The organism is Deinococcus sonorensis KR-87 (assembly GCF_040256395.1).
GTDB classification, from domain to species: domain Bacteria; phylum Deinococcota; class Deinococci; order Deinococcales; family Deinococcaceae; genus Deinococcus; species Deinococcus sonorensis.
Genome location: NZ_CP158299.1, coordinates 62,794 through 79,429, shown reverse-complemented (window position 1 = coordinate 79,429; position 16,636 = coordinate 62,794). Strand labels below are relative to the sequence as shown.

General features: G+C 69.4%; 14 protein-coding genes. 8 read left to right on the top strand and 6 right to left on the bottom strand.

Going from position 1 to position 16,636, the window contains the following annotated elements; translation table 11 throughout:
• Positions 1 to 34: 34 nt before the first annotated feature.
• The 5 genes from ABOD76_RS05625 to ABOD76_RS05605 all read left to right on the top strand — a co-directional run bounded on the left by ABOD76_RS05625 (position 35) and on the right by ABOD76_RS05605 (position 5,997).
• Positions 35 to 814 carry a TIGR00282 family metallophosphoesterase gene (locus ABOD76_RS05625; protein WP_350243822.1) on the top strand — a complete coding sequence of 260 codons (780 nt, stop codon included), beginning with the start codon at positions 35 to 37 and terminating at the stop codon, positions 812 to 814.
• Positions 811 to 3,303, top strand: coding sequence for a phosphoenolpyruvate carboxylase (locus tag ABOD76_RS05620; RefSeq protein ID WP_350243821.1), 2,493 nt, complete (start codon positions 811 to 813; stop codon positions 3,301 to 3,303). The genes ABOD76_RS05625 and ABOD76_RS05620 overlap by 4 nt, the downstream gene beginning before the upstream one ends.
• A 162-nt stretch (positions 3,304 to 3,465) precedes the next feature.
• A complete protein-coding gene (locus tag ABOD76_RS05615; RefSeq protein WP_350243820.1) occupies positions 3,466 to 4,008 on the top strand; it encodes an NYN domain-containing protein in 543 nt (180 codons plus the stop codon).
• Positions 4,005 to 5,084, top strand: coding sequence for a tRNA preQ1(34) S-adenosylmethionine ribosyltransferase-isomerase QueA (queA, locus tag ABOD76_RS05610; RefSeq protein ID WP_350243819.1), 1,080 nt, complete (start codon positions 4,005 to 4,007; stop codon positions 5,082 to 5,084). Before ABOD76_RS05615 ends, queA begins: the two co-directional genes overlap by 4 nt.
• A gap of 457 nt (positions 5,085 to 5,541) precedes the next feature.
• Entirely contained in the window at positions 5,542 to 5,997 is a 456-nt protein-coding gene (locus tag ABOD76_RS05605; RefSeq protein WP_350243818.1) for a tellurite resistance TerB family protein, read from the top strand.
• Here ABOD76_RS05605 and ABOD76_RS05600 read toward each other — a convergent pair.
• Both ABOD76_RS05600 and ABOD76_RS05595 read right to left on the bottom strand, forming a co-directional pair.
• Positions 5,966 to 6,778, bottom strand: coding sequence for a hypothetical protein (locus tag ABOD76_RS05600; RefSeq protein ID WP_350243817.1), 813 nt, complete (start codon positions 6,776 to 6,778; stop codon positions 5,966 to 5,968). The genes ABOD76_RS05605 and ABOD76_RS05600 overlap by 32 nt on opposite strands.
• A complete protein-coding gene (locus ABOD76_RS05595; RefSeq protein WP_350243816.1) occupies positions 6,775 to 7,773 on the bottom strand; it encodes an N-acetyltransferase in 999 nt (332 codons plus the stop codon). Before ABOD76_RS05595 ends, ABOD76_RS05600 begins: the two co-directional genes overlap by 4 nt.
• A 123-nt stretch (positions 7,774 to 7,896) precedes the next feature.
• On the opposite strand from ABOD76_RS05595, the gene ABOD76_RS05590 reads away from it, so the two are divergent.
• Positions 7,897 to 9,966, top strand: a complete 2,070-nt coding sequence (locus ABOD76_RS05590) for a M3 family metallopeptidase (protein WP_350243815.1) — start codon at positions 7,897 to 7,899, stop codon at positions 9,964 to 9,966.
• Positions 9,967 to 10,001: 35 nt separating this feature from the next.
• Entirely contained in the window at positions 10,002 to 11,150 is a 1,149-nt protein-coding gene (locus tag ABOD76_RS05585; RefSeq protein ID WP_350243814.1) for a sensor histidine kinase, read from the top strand.
• Between the two features lie 135 nt (positions 11,151 to 11,285).
• Here the strand turns inward: ABOD76_RS05585 and gyrA are convergent, their stop codons facing one another.
• Positions 11,286 to 13,715: a DNA gyrase subunit A gene (gene gyrA, locus ABOD76_RS05580; protein ID WP_350243812.1), complete on the bottom strand. Its 2,430-nt coding sequence runs from the start codon at positions 13,713 to 13,715 to the stop codon at positions 11,286 to 11,288.
• A 241-nt stretch (positions 13,716 to 13,956) separates the two neighbouring features.
• On the opposite strand from gyrA, the gene ABOD76_RS05575 reads away from it, so the two are divergent.
• Positions 13,957 to 14,649 carry a tyrosine-protein phosphatase gene (locus ABOD76_RS05575; RefSeq protein ID WP_350243811.1) on the top strand — a complete coding sequence of 231 codons (693 nt, stop codon included), beginning with the start codon at positions 13,957 to 13,959 and terminating at the stop codon, positions 14,647 to 14,649.
• On the opposite strand, the gene ABOD76_RS05570 is transcribed toward ABOD76_RS05575, so the two are convergent.
• The 3 genes from ABOD76_RS05570 to rimM are packed head-to-tail and all read right to left on the bottom strand — an operon-like array spanning position 14,642 to position 16,635.
• A complete protein-coding gene (locus tag ABOD76_RS05570) occupies positions 14,642 to 15,241 on the bottom strand; it encodes an LON peptidase substrate-binding domain-containing protein (RefSeq protein ID WP_350243810.1) in 600 nt (199 codons plus the stop codon). The genes ABOD76_RS05575 and ABOD76_RS05570 overlap by 8 nt on opposite strands.
• Before the next feature lie 45 nt (positions 15,242 to 15,286).
• Positions 15,287 to 16,108 carry a tRNA (guanosine(37)-N1)-methyltransferase TrmD gene (gene trmD, locus ABOD76_RS05565; protein WP_350243809.1) on the bottom strand — a complete coding sequence of 274 codons (822 nt, stop codon included), beginning with the start codon at positions 16,106 to 16,108 and terminating at the stop codon, positions 15,287 to 15,289.
• Positions 16,105 to 16,635: a ribosome maturation factor RimM gene (rimM, locus tag ABOD76_RS05560; protein ID WP_350243808.1), complete on the bottom strand. Its 531-nt coding sequence runs from the start codon at positions 16,633 to 16,635 to the stop codon at positions 16,105 to 16,107. The genes trmD and rimM overlap by 4 nt, the downstream gene beginning before the upstream one ends.
• Position 16,636: the final 1 nt, after the last annotated feature.

The window sequence follows — 16,636 nt, the reverse complement described above, 5'->3', positions numbered from 1 at the left end:
GGCCCGCCGGACGGGGCTGCGTTAAGCTGCCCCCATGGCCCGCCCCTTTCGCATCCTCTTCGTCGGTGACGTGTACGGCAAACCGGGGCGGCGCGTGTTGAGCGCCCACCTGCCTGCCCTGCGCCCGGCCTACGACTTCATCATCGTGAACGGCGAGAACGCGGCGGGCGGCTTCGGCCTGAACCGCGAGAGCTTCGACGCAATCACCCGCGCCGGGGCCGACTGCATCACGCTGGGCAACCACGCCTGGCACCACAAGGAGGTGTACGGCCTGCTGGACGACGCCCGGCTGGTCCGGCCGCTCAATCTGCCGCTCGGCACGCCCGGGTCCGGCTACAGCACGTTTGAAGTGCAGGGCGAGCGTGTCACGGTGGTGAACCTGCTGGGCCGGGTGTTCATGGAGGCGGTCAGCAACCCTTTCCTGGCGATGGATGAGCTGCTGGAGCGCCCCGACCTGGGCGCCGTGTTCGTGGACTTCCACGCCGAGGCCACCAGCGAGAAGGCCGCCCTGGCGCACCATCTGGCGGGCCGGGTGGCGGCGGTGATCGGCACCCACACCCATGTGCCGACCGCCGACACGCGCATTCTGAGCGGCGGCACCGCCTTTCAGACCGACGCGGGCTTCACCGGGCCGCTGGACAGCATCATCGGCGCGGACCCGGAAGGACCGCTGCAGCGCTTTCTGACCGAACGCCCCCACCGCTTCACCGTCCGGGACGGCCCGGCCGAGCTGAATGCCGTGGCGGTGGAGCTGGTCTCGGGCCGGGCGGTGCGGGCCGAGCGGTATCACTACGAGGAGGAGAAGCGAACTTGAGTCTGAACGAAGATGTGGGGCTGCTGGGCCGGACGCTGGGACAGGTGCTGCGCGAGCAGGAGGGCGAGGCATTTTTCGAGACGGTGGAGCGGGTGCGCACGCTGGTGCGGCAGGCGCGGGCCGGCGAGGGGGACGGGCCGCTGCGCGAGCTGTTCTCGGGTGTGGACAGCGAGCAGGCCGAGAACCTGGTGCGCGCCTTCAGCCTGTATTTCCAGCTGGTGAACCTGGCCGAGGAGTACGAGCGCGTGCGGGTACTGACCAGCACCTCCGGTCCCCGGCCGCAGAGCCTGGCGCAGGCGCTGATCGAGCTGCAGCAGATGGGCCTGGACGCGGAGCAGACCGAGGCGCTGCTCTCCCGGCTGGACCTGGGCCTGACCTTCACGGCCCATCCCACCGAGATGCGCCGGCGCACCGTGCGGGCCCACCTGGTGCAGGTGGCCCAGGACATCCCCAACCTGACGCCCAATGCGGTGGAGCGCATCGCGGCCCACGTGGAGGCGCTGTGGAGCACGCCGGAGCTGCGCCGGCTCAAGCCCACCGTGCTGGATGAGGTCAAGGGCGGCCTGAACTACATCCAGGTGATCGCCCAGGCGCTGCCGGCCCTGCAGCGCGACCTGCGGCGGGCCTTCCGCGAGGTGTACGGCCGTGACACCGACGCGACCCTGCCAATCAGCTTCAGCAGCTGGATGGGCGGCGACCGCGACGGCAACCCCTTCGTGACGCCCCAGGCCACCCACGACACGCTGGAGCTGCACCGTGAGCGGGCCCGGGAGCTGCTGCTCCACAGCATCAGTCAGGCGTACGCCGACATCAGCCAGATGGCGCCGGAGGACCCGGCCGAGGAGCCGTACCGTCAGGAGCTGCAGCGGCTGCACGACCAGGTGCGCGACCACGGGCTGACCGACCTGCTGCCACGCCTGGAACAGCTGGACGCGGACCTGCGCCAGCACGGCCAGCAGCGCACCGCCGACCTGCTGCTGACGCCGCTGCTGACCACCGCGCGGGTGTTCGGGCAGCATCTGGTGAGCCTGGACCTGCGCGAGCACAGCGCCCTGACCGGGGCAGCGGTGGCCATGCTGCTGCAGGAAGCGGGGGTGGAGGCGGGGTATCAGGCGCTGCCGGAGCACGCCCGGCTGGACCTGCTGACCCGTGAGCTGGGCTCGCGCCGCCCGCTGTGGGCCGCCGGCACGCCGCTCACCGAGGAGCTGGAACGCGCCATCGGCCCGATCCGCGAGGTGGCGCAGGCGGCGGCGGTGGTGGGGCCGCGCGCCTTCGGGCGTTACATCATCAGCATGTCCGAGAGCGTCAGCGACGTGCTGGAGCCGCTGATCCTGGCGCGCGAGGTGGGCTTCCGGGTGCTGCCGGTGCCGCTGTTCGAGACGCTGGGCGACCTGGAGCGGGCGCCCAGCGTGATGTGGGAACTGCTGTCGCTGCCCGAGTACCGCCGCCACCTGGGTGACGACGTGCAGGAGATCATGCTCGGCTACAGCGACAGCAACAAGGACGCCGGCTTTCTGGCGGCTAACTGGGCGCTGCACGAGGCCCAGCGCAAGATCTCGGAGGTGTGCCGCCGGGCGGGGGTACCGTGGCGCTTCTTCCACGGGCGCGGCACCAGCATCGGACGCGGCGGCGGTCCGGCCAGCCGCGCCATCCTGGGCCAGCCGGCCGGCACCATTGACGCCGGGCTGCGCATCACCGAGCAGGGCGAGGCGCTGGCCGACAAGTACAGCCACCCGGTGCTGGCCCAGCGCAACCTGGAGCAGTCGCTGTACGGCCTGCTGCTGGCCGCCGCCCGCCCCGCCACCGAGCTGAGCCCGGCGTGGGTGGAGGCGCTGGACCGGGCCAGCCGCGCGAGTGCGGCCGCCTACCGCGCCCTGGTGGAGGACCCGCGCTTCCTGCCGTTCTTCGAGCAGGTCACGCCGATCCACGAGATCTCGCGGCTGAACATCGCCTCGCGGCCGGTGCGGCGGCCCGGCCCCCCCACCCTCGGCAACCTGCGGGCCATTCCCTGGGTAATGAGCTGGACCCAGAACCGCGCCAACCTGCCCGGCTGGTACGGCCTGCAGGTGGGCCTGCGCGAGATCGGGCCGGAGCTGGCCGGCCAGATGTACCGCGAGTGGCCGTTCTTCCGCTCGATGCTGGACAACGCGCAGATGAGCCTGGCCAAGAGCGACCTGCTGATCTTCGAGGAGTACCTGCGGCTGGGTGACGACAGCGGCCTGGCTGGCGAGCTGGAGGCGGCCTTCCGCGAGGCGGTCAGCCTGGTGGAGCAGGTGATCGGCACCGAACTGCTGCACGCCGAGCCGCGCCTGAAGCGCAGCATCGAACTGCGCAACCCCTACATCGACCCGATTCACCGCCTGCAGGTGGAACTGCTGCGCCGCTCGCGCGAGCAGGGGGAGGGGCCGGAGGACGTGCCGGAGAACCTGGAGCGGCCGCTGCTGCTGAGCGTGCAGGGCATCTCGGCGGGGGTCCGTAACACCGGCTGAGCCGCCCCGGGGGGAGTGCGCCTCTCCGGGCCGGTTCGCGGTCTTCACTTTCCCGGTACACTGAAGCCATCCTTCATGGATGGCTTCTTTTGATGTGGCTTGTTCCTTTCGGCCCCGCCCTTTTCAGTACCCCCTCTTTCCCGAGCGGTTCTTTGGAGACGCATGCAGTACGTTGTTCATAAACCCAGAGTCGGTCTGTTTATCGATACCCAGAACCTGTACCACAGCGCCCGCGACCTTGCGGAGCGCACCGTCAACTTCGAGACGCTGCTGAACGTGGCGCGCAAGGACCGTGAGCTGGTGCACGCCATCGCCTACACGGTCGAGAAGGACGGCGAGGGCACCGCCCGGCCCTTCATCTACAAGCTCTCGGCGCTCGGCTACAAGGTGCGCCGCATGACCTTGACGCTGCATCACGTTGCGGAGGGCGGGCGGCCCATCTATGAGGGCAACTGGGACATGGGCATCGTGGCCGACATGTTCCGGCTGATCGACCACCTGGACGTGGTGGTGCTGGGCAGCGGCGACGGCGACTTCACCGACATCGTGGAGGTGTTGCAGGAGCGCGGCAAGCGGGTGGAGGTGATCGCCTTCCGCGAGCACACCGCCCAGAAACTTGTGGATGCCGCCGACCGCTTTACCCACCTGCCGGACATCGAGGAGGCGCTGATGCCGGCCCGCGCCAAGGCCACCCCGACGCCGTGAGCGGGCCGGCCCAGAGCGCGCCCGGCGAACTGGACCGGGTGCTGGAGCGGCTGTCGTTCGACCTGCCGCCCGAACGCATTGCCCAGAGTGGCGCCGAGCCGCGGGACACCTCCCGGCTGATGGTGGTGGGGCAGGGCAGCCTCAGCCACCACCGCTTTCACGAGCTGCCCCGCTTTCTGCGGCCCGGCGACCTGCTGGTGTTTAACGAGAGCCGGGTGATTCCGGCCCGCGTGCTGGCCAGGAAGCCCAGCGCGGGCGGGCAGGGGGGCGGCCGGGTGGAGGTGCTGCTGTTGCGCGAGGAAACGGCCAACACCTGGAGTGCCTACCTCAAGCCCGCCCGCCGGGCCGGGCCGGCCCTGCTGCTGGGCGATGAAGATCCGCTGCGCGCCGAGGTGGTGGGCGTGTTGCCGGACGGCGCGCGGCTGTTGCGCTTCGACACCGATATCCGCCCGCATCTGGACCGTATCGGCACGCTGCCCCTGCCGCCCTACATCGCTGCTGATCCGGCCGCTTTTCAGGAGCGCTACCAGACGGTGTACGCCCGCACGCCCGGCTCGGTGGCCGCGCCCACGGCAGGGCTGCACTTCACGCCGGAGCTGCTGGGCCGCCTGGAGGCGATGGGGGTCACGCTGGCCCACATCACGCTGCACGTGGGGGCCGGCACGTTCAAGCCCATCAGCGGGCCGGTCTCGGAGCACGTGATGCACGCCGAGCAGTACAGCATCTCGCCCGAGACGGCGGAGGCCGTCAACCGGGCCAGGCGTGAAGGCCGGCGGGTGGTGGCGGTGGGCACCACCACGGTGCGGGCGCTGGAGAGTGCGTGGCGGGATGGCGAGCTGCGACCCGGTGACGGCGACACCAGCATTTTCATCACGCCGGGCCACCATTTCGGGGCGCCGGACCTGCTGATCACCAACCTGCACCTGCCGGGCAGCACCCTGCTGCTGCTGGTGGCCGCCTTCGCCGGCGAGGAGCGGATCCGGGCGGCCTACGACGCGGCCCTGGAGCACGACTACCGCTTCTACAGCCTGGGCGACGCAATGCTGCTGGAACGGGCTGGACCTGAGGACCTCTGACCCAGAGGTGACAAGCGCAAGGATCAGGGCCGGCCGAATGCAACGGGTCCTCTCTGGGCTCAGGGGTCACCGGCTCGGCCCTCGTCATTTACGGAGTTCATCGCCTCAGCAGAGTGCTCTCGTTCTGGCCTGCGGGAAAGTGGCACAACGGATCTGGCCGGCGCTATGGGCGTTGGTTGGAGCGACAACGCCGTGGTAGCTCAGCCTCCGGCCGGACCTGGTGTTGGTCGGCGCACTTCAGCGGGGGGCTGCATACGGCCAATGGTGAGACAGCCCTGGCCAACACGAATGCCCTGTGGGTGAGACGCAGGGTTCACGCCCTGAGCAGCGGCTGCGTCCACGTTAAAGCTCGCCTCGGCCCCTGCCCGGAGCCAGTCTCATTCTGGCCTGCCTGGAACAGTTCGGCGCGGTAGGCTGGTAGCGGCCGCCTGAGAAGGGCGCCACAGGAGGAATACCCATGGGCTTTCTCGATAACCTCAAAAACAGTCTGAGTACCGTCAGCGGGCAGCTCACCGATCAGGTGTCGCGTTTCCGCAGCGCCGACTTCGCCGAGGCCACCATGAGCATCTGCGCGCTGATTGCGGCGGCCGACGGCAGCATCAGCCCGGACGAGCGCCGCAAGGTGGCGGGCTTCATCACCAGCAATGACAGCCTGAAGGTGTTTCAGGCGGCGGACCTGAAGGCCCGCTTCGACAAGTACTGCGACAAGCTGACCCAGGACTACGATTTCGGCCGCATCGAGGCGATCCAGGCCATCGGCAAACTGCGCAGCAAGCCGGATCAGGCGCGCGCCGTGATTCAGCTCGGCCTGATCATCGGCGCGGCCGACGGCACCTTCGACGAGGCCGAGCGCGTGCAGGTGCGCGACGCAGCGCGGGCCGTCAACCTCGATCCGGTGGAGTTCGGAGTCTGAGCCACGCGCCCAGTTGAGCGTCCAGGCGGGTGAGCAGTTCCGGGTGAGCGTCCAGCTGAAGCTCTGCGGCCAGGTCCCGGCAGATGTGCAGGGCCGCCAGCCACGCCTGTTCCAGCCCGTCCAGTCCGGACGTGCAGCGGGCCAGTCGCTCCAGCCGGGCGGGGGACAGCTGCAGTTCGGCCTGCCGGGTCACGGCCAGCGGCTGCTCGGCGTGTTCGGCCATCCGGCTGAGCCGCAGCAGGCCGCCGTGGACCCAGGTCATCAGCTCCAGCGCCCGCCAGCGTTCACCTCGTTGCAGCACGGCGCTGCTGAAGGCCAGCCAGTTCAGCGTCTGGTCCAGCACCTGCTGGGGCGGGTCCGGCGTGAAGACCGGCTGGGCGGCCAGCTGTTCCAGGGCCGCCCGCAGTTGGCCGCCACGGTCCTTGATCAGCATGGCGTCCGGCCGGGTCCGGCGATTGGGCCAGGTCTGAACGGCGGCCATGCGTTCCAGCGGTTCCACGTGCAGCTCGATGCGGTGCAGCTCCGGCGTGATGGCGTTGGGCGTGCCGAACGGGTTGACCACGAAGTGGAGCAGCGGCGTGATGGCTTCCACCCAGCGGCGGGCATCGAACGCGTCTCCGGGGGCGTACCAGGCGTAGTACTCCAGGTCGCTGTAGCGGTCGCCCAGGCCCTGTGGCCGGCTTCCGTAGGTCAGGGCGCAGCGCACGCGTGGGTCCTGGACCAGCCGGTCGCGGATGCGGCGGTCCAGATCATCGAGCGACGCGAGGTCCGGGCCGCTCACGGTGCGCCGTGGGCGGCTGGCCCGCCATGGCGGCGGATGAAGCGGATCACCGCCCGCCCGCGCACGAAACCCAGCCGCTCGTTGATGCTCAGGATGGCCGCGTTGCCGGTGTGGTTCCTGGTCTGCACGAAGTGGAAACCGCGTGCCCGGGCGCCCCGGGCCGCCTCCAGCTTCAGCAGCCAGGCGGCGCCCAGCCCGCGCCACTCCGGCAGCACGGCGGTCAGGCCCTGGTGCAGGGTGCCGGGGCGGCCCGCCACCGGCCGGTACAGCTCGCTGACGCCGGCCCATTCGTCCTGGGCGGTCCGCAGGACGTACAGGCCGCCCGGATCGAAGTCGTCGGCCAGCAGGATGCGCTGACGCCAGACCTCGAAGGGCCACGGCTTGATCGGTTCGCTGAACGGCACGTCCGCCAGCAGCCGCACCATCAGGTGGTACAGCCGGCGCTGCTGGTCCTCGTCGTTCAGGTCCGCCACCTCACGGAGCGGGCGCGTCGTCAGTCCGGCCTCGCGGGCGCGGCGGCTCTGTGCCTCAAGGCGCCGCGGGTCCAGCGTCTGGAGGTCCAGGGTGCTGGTCCACATCCGCTCCTGCTCCTCGAAGCCCTGCGCCGGATAAAGGTCGGCCTGCCAGCGGTCTTCGGTGGCAGAGGCCAGCAGCACCACAGGCGGGTCAGGGAGCGTCTGCAGCAGCCGCTCCAGCGCCTCCGCCGGCAGGGAACCATGCTGCTGACCCGGCGCGGCCCACAGGTGCACCATGAACCAGCCGGGATGCGGGTACGAGCGCGGCACCTCCGCCATGGCCAGCAGGTCCGGCCGGTCTCTGGCCCCAGCACCGAGCAGGGCGGCGAACTCATGTTCGGGCCGCTCGGCACTCTGGCGGATCAGCAGCGGGGCCAGGTCCGGCTGGTCCGGTTCGGCCTGCTGCAGCCAGGGGGTCAGGGCCTCGAGAAGGTCCGGTGTGGGTCGCTGCGGCTGCCAGAACGTGGAGCGGTCGGCCATGCTCCATGGTGAGGGGTCCGGGTCGGGGCTGGCATCCGCCGTGTGGCGGAGGGGCCTGGATCTTCACGGAACCGTCACGGGCTGTGCAGTCACGGCGGCGCCGGCATGGCTATACTCGCCAACATGACCTCGTTGCAGAGCACGCCCGAGTCGGATACGGCCCAGCAGAATCCGCTGCTGGAGCTGGGCTTCAAGATTCCCTTTGACCGTATCCGGCCCGAGCACGCCGAGCCGGCCATCGACCGGCTGGTCGGTGAGGCCCGCCAGACGCTGGAGACGCTGGCCCAGGCGCCAGAGCAGCAGTTTGCCGGCTTTCTGGACCAGCTGGACCGCTTCACGGCGCAGCTGGGCACCGTGCGGACCATCGTGGGGCACCTCAATCAGGTGGTCTCGGACGAGCACTGGCGGGCCGCCGAGCAGGCCATCCTGCCGAAGGTCAGCGCCTTCAACACTGACTTCAGTCTGCACGAGGGGCTGTGGGCGGCGCTCAAGGGTTACGCCCAGACCGAGGAGGCCCAGACACTGCCACCGGTGCCGGCCCGCTTCCTGCAGCTCACCATGGACATGTTCCGGCGCGGCGGCGCGGACCTCCCCGAGGACAAGAAGGCCCGGCTGCGGGCGCTCAACGTGGAACTGGCCGAGCTGACCAACCGCTACGCCAACAACAGCCTGGACGGCATCAAGGCCTATGAGCTGTACGTGGGGCCGGAGCGGCTGGCCGGGCTGCCGGAGCGGGTGCGGGAGGCCACGGCCCAGGACGCCGAGCAGCACGGCCATGCGGGCCAGCACCGGCTGACGCTGCATGCGCCCACCCTGCAGCCGGTGCTGACCTACGCCGACGACCGCGAGCTGCGTGAGACGCTGTACCGCGCCAACAACCAGGTGGGCACCAGCGAAAGTGGCGACAACCGCCTGCTGCTCCCGCAGATCCTGCGCCTGCGCCGCGAGAAGGCCGAGCTGCTGGGGTACCGCACCTTCGCGGACCTGGTGCTGGAAGACCGGATGGCCGGCACCGGCGAGCGGGCCATTCAGTTCGAGCAGGACCTGGAGGAGCGGACCCGGCCAGCCTTCGAGCGCGAGAACGCCGAGCTAGAAGCGTTTTACCGCGCGCAGGCGGGCCAGGACGCGCCGGAGCTGGCACCCTGGGACCTCTCGTACTGGGCCGAGCGGCAGCGCCTGGCGCTCTACGACTTCGACGAGGAGCTGCTGCGGCCGTACTTCTCGGTGGACCGGGTGCTCAGCGGCCTGTTCGAGATCGTGCGGCGGGTCTTCGGGGTGACGGTACGCGAGGCGCAGGCGCCCGGCTGGCATCCCGAGGTGCGCTTCTATGAGCTGCTTGATGAGGACGGCCAGCACCGCGCCAGCTTCTACACCGACTGGTTCCCGCGCGACAGCAAGCGGGGCGGCGCCTGGATGAACGCCTTCCGGACCGGCGGCCCGCGCGAGGAAGGCTTCGAGCCGCACCTGGGCCTGATGTGCGGCAACCTGACGCCGCCCTCGGCCGGCCGGCCGGCCCTGCTGAGCCACCGCGAGGTGGAGACGGTGTTCCACGAGTTCGGGCACCTGCTGCACCACGCGCTCTCGACCGTGCCGGTGCGCAGCCTGTCCGGCACCAGCGTGGCCTGGGACTTCGTGGAGCTGCCGTCGCAGATCATGGAGAACTGGACCTGGAACCGCGAGGCGCTGAACCTCTTCGCGCGGCACTTCGAGACGGGCGAGCCGCTGCCCGACGACCTGTACCAGAAGATGCTGGCCGCCCGCAACTTCCGGGCCGGCAACGTGGCGATGCGGCAGTACTCGCTGGGCCGCATGGACCTGGGCCTGCACGTGGAGTATGACCCGCAGGACGGCGACGTCACCGAGTACGCCCGCCGGATTCAGGCGCGCTTCATGCCGGTGCCGCCGCTGCCCGACAGCGCGATGGTCGCCAACTTCGGGCACCTGTTCAGCAGCCCGGTGGGCTACGCGGCCGGGTACTACAGCTACAAGTGGGCCGAGGTGCTGGACGCCGACGCCTTCTCGCGCTTCGAGCAGGAGGGCGTGTTCAACCGCGCCACCGGCCAGGCCTTCGTGGACGCAGTGCTGAGCCGCGGCAACAGCCGGGCGGCGGGTGAGCTGTTCCGCGAGTTCATGGGCCGCGATCCGGACCCGGAAGCGCTGCTGCGCCGCAGCGGGCTGATCCAGGGCGCCTGAAGTGGGGATGAAGGCGGTATGCTGAGCAGCACGTGATGGGACAGAAACCTGTGGTGCTGGTGGCGGCGAGCGATCCCCTTCGGAGCGTGACCCTCGGCGGGCTGGTGCCCGGCAGCGAGCTGCGGCCGGTGAGCGACACCGAGAGCCTGCTGCGAGAAGCGCATCTCACGCCGCCCGACGTGGTGGTGCTGTACACCGATACGCCCAGCAAGCTGCCGCTGCCGGACGTGCTGACCATGCTGCGCTCGCGGCCGGAACTGGCGCACACCCGCTGGCTGGCGGTGGGCACCCAGGGGCTGGGGCCGCTGCTGCAGGCGGGCGCCGACGCCCTGATGAGCGACACCACCCCCAGCGAGGCGCTGGCCACCCAGGTCCAGACCATGCTGGACCGGGTGCGCCAGGGCCGTGAGCTGGCCGAGCGCCACCAGCTGATGCAGCGCCGCATGGAGAGCTGGGAGCACGAGGAGCGGGTGCGCGACCAGCTGGTCCACATGCTGGTCCACGATCTCAAGAACCCGATCACGGCAGTGCTGGGGCTGCTGGAGGTGGTGGGCGAGGACGAGCGGATGCCCGAGGACATGCGAGAACTCTTGGACCTGGCCCGCGAGGAGACCCAGCACCTGCTGCACCTCTCGGTGAACATGCTGGATGTCCGCAAGATCCAGGCGGGCAAGATGAAGCTCAACACCGAACTGGTGTTCGCGTCCAAGCTGCTGGAGGTGATCGAGCAGGCCAGGGGAGACGTGGGGGCCGGGCTGCGCGAGCGCCACCTGCGGGTGGACATTCCGCAGAGCATCCGCCCGGTGTACGCCGACCCGGAGATCCTGCGCCGCATTTACGCCAACCTGCTGTCCAATGCCATGAAGCACACCACCACCGGCGGCGTGATCACGGTGCTGGCCCAGGAACGCGGTCAGGAGCTGCTGTGCAGCATCCGTGACGACGGCGAGGGCATTCCCGCCGAGGACATCCCCAACCTGTTCGCGGCCTTCGAGCAGTCCCGGCTGACGCTGCACGGCCGGTTTGACACCGGCATGGGGCTGGCCTTCTGCAAGCTGGCGGTGGAGGGGCACGGCGGTCAGATCTGGGTGGAGTCCGAGCGCGGCCGGGGGGCGACCTTCTACTTCACCCTCCCGCTGGAAGCCGAAACCGACGACGACGACTTCGTGGAACTGCTGAGCTGAGCGGCAGACACAGGCAGGCGGCTGGTCCGGGTGTGGACCAGCCGCTGCTGTTTGGGGTGGAGGGTTGTAGTTCAGCCGGCCTCAACAGAAAAGGGCGTGGGCCGAGATCGGCCCACGCCCCCTCTGCTGTTGGCTTTACAGCTCGTCTTCGCGGCGCACCGGGAAGGCGCTGATCACGCTGTCGCGCTCCTGGATGTTGATGACCTTCACGCCCTGGGCGTTGCGCCCGGTCACGCGGATGTCGTCCACGCGGGTGCGGATCACCACACCCTTCTCGGTCAGCACCATCAGTTCCTCGTTGCCGCCCACGCGGGTCAGCGTCACCAGCGGGCCGGTCTTCTCGGTCACGTCCAGCGTGATCACGCCCAGCCCGCCGCGTCCCTTGCTGGGGTAATCGCTGACCGGGGTGCGCTTGCCCAGGCCGCATTCGGACACGGCCAGCAGCTCGCTCTCCTCGTCGCCGCCCGGCACCAGCGCCAGGCTCACGACCCGGTCGCCCTCACGCAGCCGGATGCCGATCACGCCCTGGGTGGCCCGGCCGGTGTCGCGCACCTCGTTCTCGGAGAAGCGCATCGCCTGACCGTCACGGGTGGCCAGCACCACGTGGTCGCCATCGCGGACGATGCCCACGCCGATCAGCTCGTCCCCGTCCTGCAGGTTGATGGCAATCAGGCCCGCTGAGGTGATGTTGCCGTAGTCGGTGATCATGGTCTTCTTGATGATGCCCTTGCGGGTGGCGAACACGAAGCAGCCCGGCTCGTCGAAGCCCTTGACGCTCAGCACGCTGGCGATGTTCTCGTCCTGGCGCAGGCTGGGCAGCAGGTTCTTGATGTGGGTGCCCTTGGCGTCACGGCCCGCCTCCGGCAGGTCGTAGATCTTCTCGTGGAACACACGGCCCTGGTCGGTGAAGAACAGCAGGTAGTCGTGGGTGCTGCCCACGAACACGCGGGTGTTCACGTCCTCCTCGCGCAGCTTGCCGCCCGACGCGCCCCGGCCGCCGCGCTTCTGCTCACGGTAGGCGTCCAGCTTGGTGCGCTTCAGGTACCCGGCGCGGGTCATGGTGATGACCATGTCCTCCACCGCGATCAGGTCTTCCTTGCCGATGTCCTCTTCCAGCAGGGTGATCACGCTGCGCCGCTCGTCGCCGTAGCGGTCGCGTACGTCGCGGATCTCCTTGCGGATCTCGCGCCACAGCAGCCGCTCGTCGCCCAGGATGGAGCGCAGCCGCTCGATGGTGGCCATCACCTCGGCGTGCTCGGCCTTGAGCTTGTTCACTTCCAGGCCGGTCAGGCGCTGCAGCCGCATGTCCAGAATTGCCTGCGACTGCGCCTCGCTCAGCGCGAAGCGGGCCATCAGCGCGTCCTTGGCCTCCGGGCCGGTCTGCGACTTGCGAATCAGCTGGATCACTTCGTCAATCGCGTCCAGCGCGATGATCAGGCCTTCCAGGATGTGGGCGCGCTCCTCGGCCTTGCGCAGGTCGTAGCGGGTCCGCCGGGTCACCACGTCGCGGCGGTGCTCCAGGAAGTACTGCATGGTGTCCTTGAGCGGCAGGATGCGCGGCTCGCCGTTCACGATGCTGAGGTTCATCACCGTGAAGGTGGTCTGCAGCTGGGTGTACTTGTACAGCTGGTTCAGCACCAGGGTCGGGATGGCCCCGCGCTTCAGCTCTACCACGATCCGCACCGGATCCTTGCGGTCCGACTCGTCACGCAGCGCCGAGATGTCCGGGATCTTGCCGGCCTTGTACATCGCCGAGATGGTCTGCAGCAGGTTGGTCTTGTTCACCTGGTACGGAATCTCGGAGATGATGATCTGGCTGCGCCCGTTCTTCTCGTCGATGCGGGCCTTGCCGCGTACCTTGAGGCTGGCGTGGCCGGTCGCGTAGGCCTCGCGGATGCCGGTGCGGCTGATGCGGCCGCCGGTGGGGAAGTCCGGGCCCTGCACGTGCACCATCAGCTCGTCCAGGCTCAGGGCAGGGTTCTCGGTCAGGGCCAGCAGGCCGTTGCAGATCTCGGTCAGGTTGTGCGGCGGGATGTTGGTGGCCATGCCCACCGCAATGCCCACTGCGCCGTTGATCAGCAGGTTCGGCACCGCCGACGGCATCACGGTCGGCTCGCTGGTGGTCTCGTCGTAGTTGGGCTTGAGGTCAACCGTTTCCTTCTCCAGGTCGGCCACCAGCTCCTCGGCCAGCCGGGTCATGCGGGCCTCGGTGTAGCGCATCGCCGCCGGCGGGTCGCCATCGATGCTGCCGAAGTTGCCCTGCGGGTCCACCATGCTGTAGCGGATGTTCCACCACTGGCCCAGCCGCACCATCGCGTCGTAGATGCTGGTGTCGCCGTGCGGGTGGTACTTCTTCATGACCTCGCCCACCACCGACGCACTCTTGGCGTGCTTCTGGTTGGCGGCCAGCCCTTCCTGCAGCATCGCGTACATGATGCGGCGCTGCACCGGCTTGAGCCCGTCGCGGACATCGGGCAGCGCCCGGTCCACGATCACGTTCATCGCGTAATTGATGAAATTGGTCTTGACTTCCGATGTGATATCAACAGGCAGGATTCCAGTCACGTTTGCTCCAGGCCTGCCGCTTGAGTTCGTTCGGGCGGCAGTAATTCAGGTCTGGCCCAGGGAGCCAGACGGGGGATGAGAACGGCCCGGTGCGGTACCGAGCAACGTCCAAGTATAGCATATTCTGCTGTGGGCGTAATAGATCGGCACCTTTTCTACCTCTCTATTTTAGCGCCTGAGGCGGCCGGAAACTGGAGTCGGCGGGGGCGAGAATGGCGCGCCCCGGAGCCTACAGTGCCGTATGTCCGAGCCTGTCACCTGGGATGGAGCCCTCAACACCCGACAGCCTCTTCCGGGGCTGATTCGCAGCGCCAACCTGTCGTTTCTGAGCGAGCGGGGACGCGCCCAGCTGCTCGGCAGTGGCGTGTCCCGGATCATCGATCTGAGAAACCGGGGTGAACGGCAGATCGACCCGGCTCCGTTTGCGGGCCAGGCCCTGTACCTGAACCTGCCGTTGATCCCGGCCCGGAATCCTGTGCTTGAGGCCCTGAACCGCTCGGCGCGGAGCAACGCGGAATACGACCGGGGGCTGCTGGACCAGGCGGGCACCCCGCTAGCTGCCGTCTTCGGCGCCATGGTGGATGCCCCTGAAGGGCCGGTGCTGATCCACTGCCACGCGGGCAAGGACCGTACCGGGCTGGTGAGTGCGCTGGCCCTGGACCTGTGTGGCGTGCCGCGCCCGGAGATCGCCGCCGACTATGCCGAGTCGGATCGGCAGCTCACGCACTTCTACGCCGCCCAGCAGAGCCGGGAGCCAGACCCGGCCAGACGCGCGAGGCTGGCCACGTTTCAGGTGAGCCGGGCGGGCGACATGCTCGGGCTGCTGGAGCATCTGGACCGGCGTTGGGGCGGCGTGGCCGCCTACCTGACGGACGTGGGGTTCGGGCGACTGGAGCAGGCGACCGTGGTCCGCCGGTTGCTCGCGGTCAGTTGAGGGTGCGCTGGTCGCGCGGCAGGTAACTGATCAGGGTTTCCAGCCGGTCCAGCAGGTCGGTCGCCTCCAGCGCCCGTTCACGCTGATCGGCCGACAGCGGCAGCAGGGTGGCCGCGAACGAGGCGATCAGCAGCGGTTCGGTCGGAGCGTGCTCGCGGATCGTCACGCTGTCCTGGGGGCGCTGTTGAAGTACACCCTCCAGCAGCCGCTGTCCCAGCGCCCGGGCCACCTGATCCTCGCGGTCCTGGCCCGGCAGGGGGTCCTCGCGGATCACCGCGCTCAGGTACAGCTGGGCCTGATCAAACTGCTCCACACGGAAGCGCTCCCCGCCCACCACCACGATGCTGGCGGTGCCGTCGTCGTGATCGGTGACGCTCCGCAGATGAGCCAGGGTGCCCACCTGCGCCACCCGCTCGTGAAACGGCTCGTCGCCGGAGCGCAGGATCCGCACGATCCCGAACGGCTCGCCGCTCTGGCGCACCCGCGCCAGCAGCGCCCGGTAGCGCGGCTCAAAGACATACAGCGGCAGAATCAGGCCGGGAAACAGCACCAGATCGGGCAATGGAAACAGGGGCGTGGTGACGTCGGCCATCCGGTTCATGCTGGACCCTTTGTGGGCAGGCAATATCAGCAGGTCTTACAAAGGACTGCTGGACGGTGAACGGCGCCGCCGTTTGGGACTGGGAGGCGGCGGTGCGTGCCAGTGCTGAAGCTGCTCGACCGTGGCGCCCAGCGCCAGCAGGGTGCGGCTGTCCTCCGGGCTGAGCCCGGCGTTCGGCAGCAGGTCCGGGCGGCGCGCCAGCGTGCGGGCCAGCGCCTGATCGCGCCGCCAGCGCTCGATGGCCGCGTGGTTGCCGCCCAGCAGCACCTCCGGAATCGTCTCGTCCTGCCACACCGGCGGCCGGGTGTACTCCGGGTAGTCCAGCAGGCCGCTGGAAAAGCTGTCGGCGCGGTGGCTCTCGGCGTCCCCGATCACGCCGGGCCGCAGCCGCCCCACCGCCTCCACGATGCAGGCGGCCGCCGCCTCACCGCCCATCATCACGTAGTCCCCGATGCTCACCTCGCGGGTGGCCAGCCGCTCCACCCGCGTATCGAAGCCCTCGTACCGCCCGCACAGCAGCGCGAGGTGCTGCCGCTCCGACAGCTGCTCGGCCAGCCGCTGGGTGAACGGCTGGCCCGCCGGGGTCAGCAGGATCACCTCGTCCGGCGGGGTAGGCAGGCTGGCCAGCGCCCGCTCCACCACGTCCACCCGGATCACCATGCCGGCCCCGCCACCGGCCGGCGGGCTGTCCACCTTGTGGTGCCGGTTGCCGGCGAAGTCGCGCAGCTGAATCACGTCGAAGGCCAGCAGGCCCTGCCGCGCCGCCTTACCGAGCAGCGCCTCCTGGGTAAACGGGAGCAGCAGCTCCGGGAACAGGGTGAAGAGGCTGAAGCGCAGCGGGCCGGCCTCGGGGTTCACGGCTGCTCGCCCTCCACCACTTCAGCGCCCTCGCCCAGCAGGCCCTCCGGCGCGTCCCGCAGCACCACGCACAGCCCACGCTTCACAATCACGTAGGGCGCCTGCAACGGCACCAGCGACTCGCCGCCCGGATGCTGCACCACCAGCAGGTCCTGGTGGCCGGCGTCCTGCACGTCCACCACCTCGCCCAGCCGGGTGCCGGCATCGTCCTCAACGCTCAGGCCGCGCAGCTCATGGTAGTAGTACTCGCCCTCCGGCAGGGCGGGCAGTTCACGGTCGTGGGCGTACACCTGCAGGCCCTGCAGCCCCTCGGCAGCCGTGCGGTCTGATACGCCCGCCAGCTGCACCACCAGCCCCGGGCCCATCATCTGCAGGCCCTGCACCTTGCGCCAGCCGAGCGTCTCCACGTACAGCCGCTGAAGCTTGAGCAGCTGGGCCGGCTCGCCGATCACGAACAGTTTGATGGCCCCACGCACGCCGTGCGGCGAGAGCAGGTGCCCGATGCGGGTCACGTCTTCAGGAATCAAT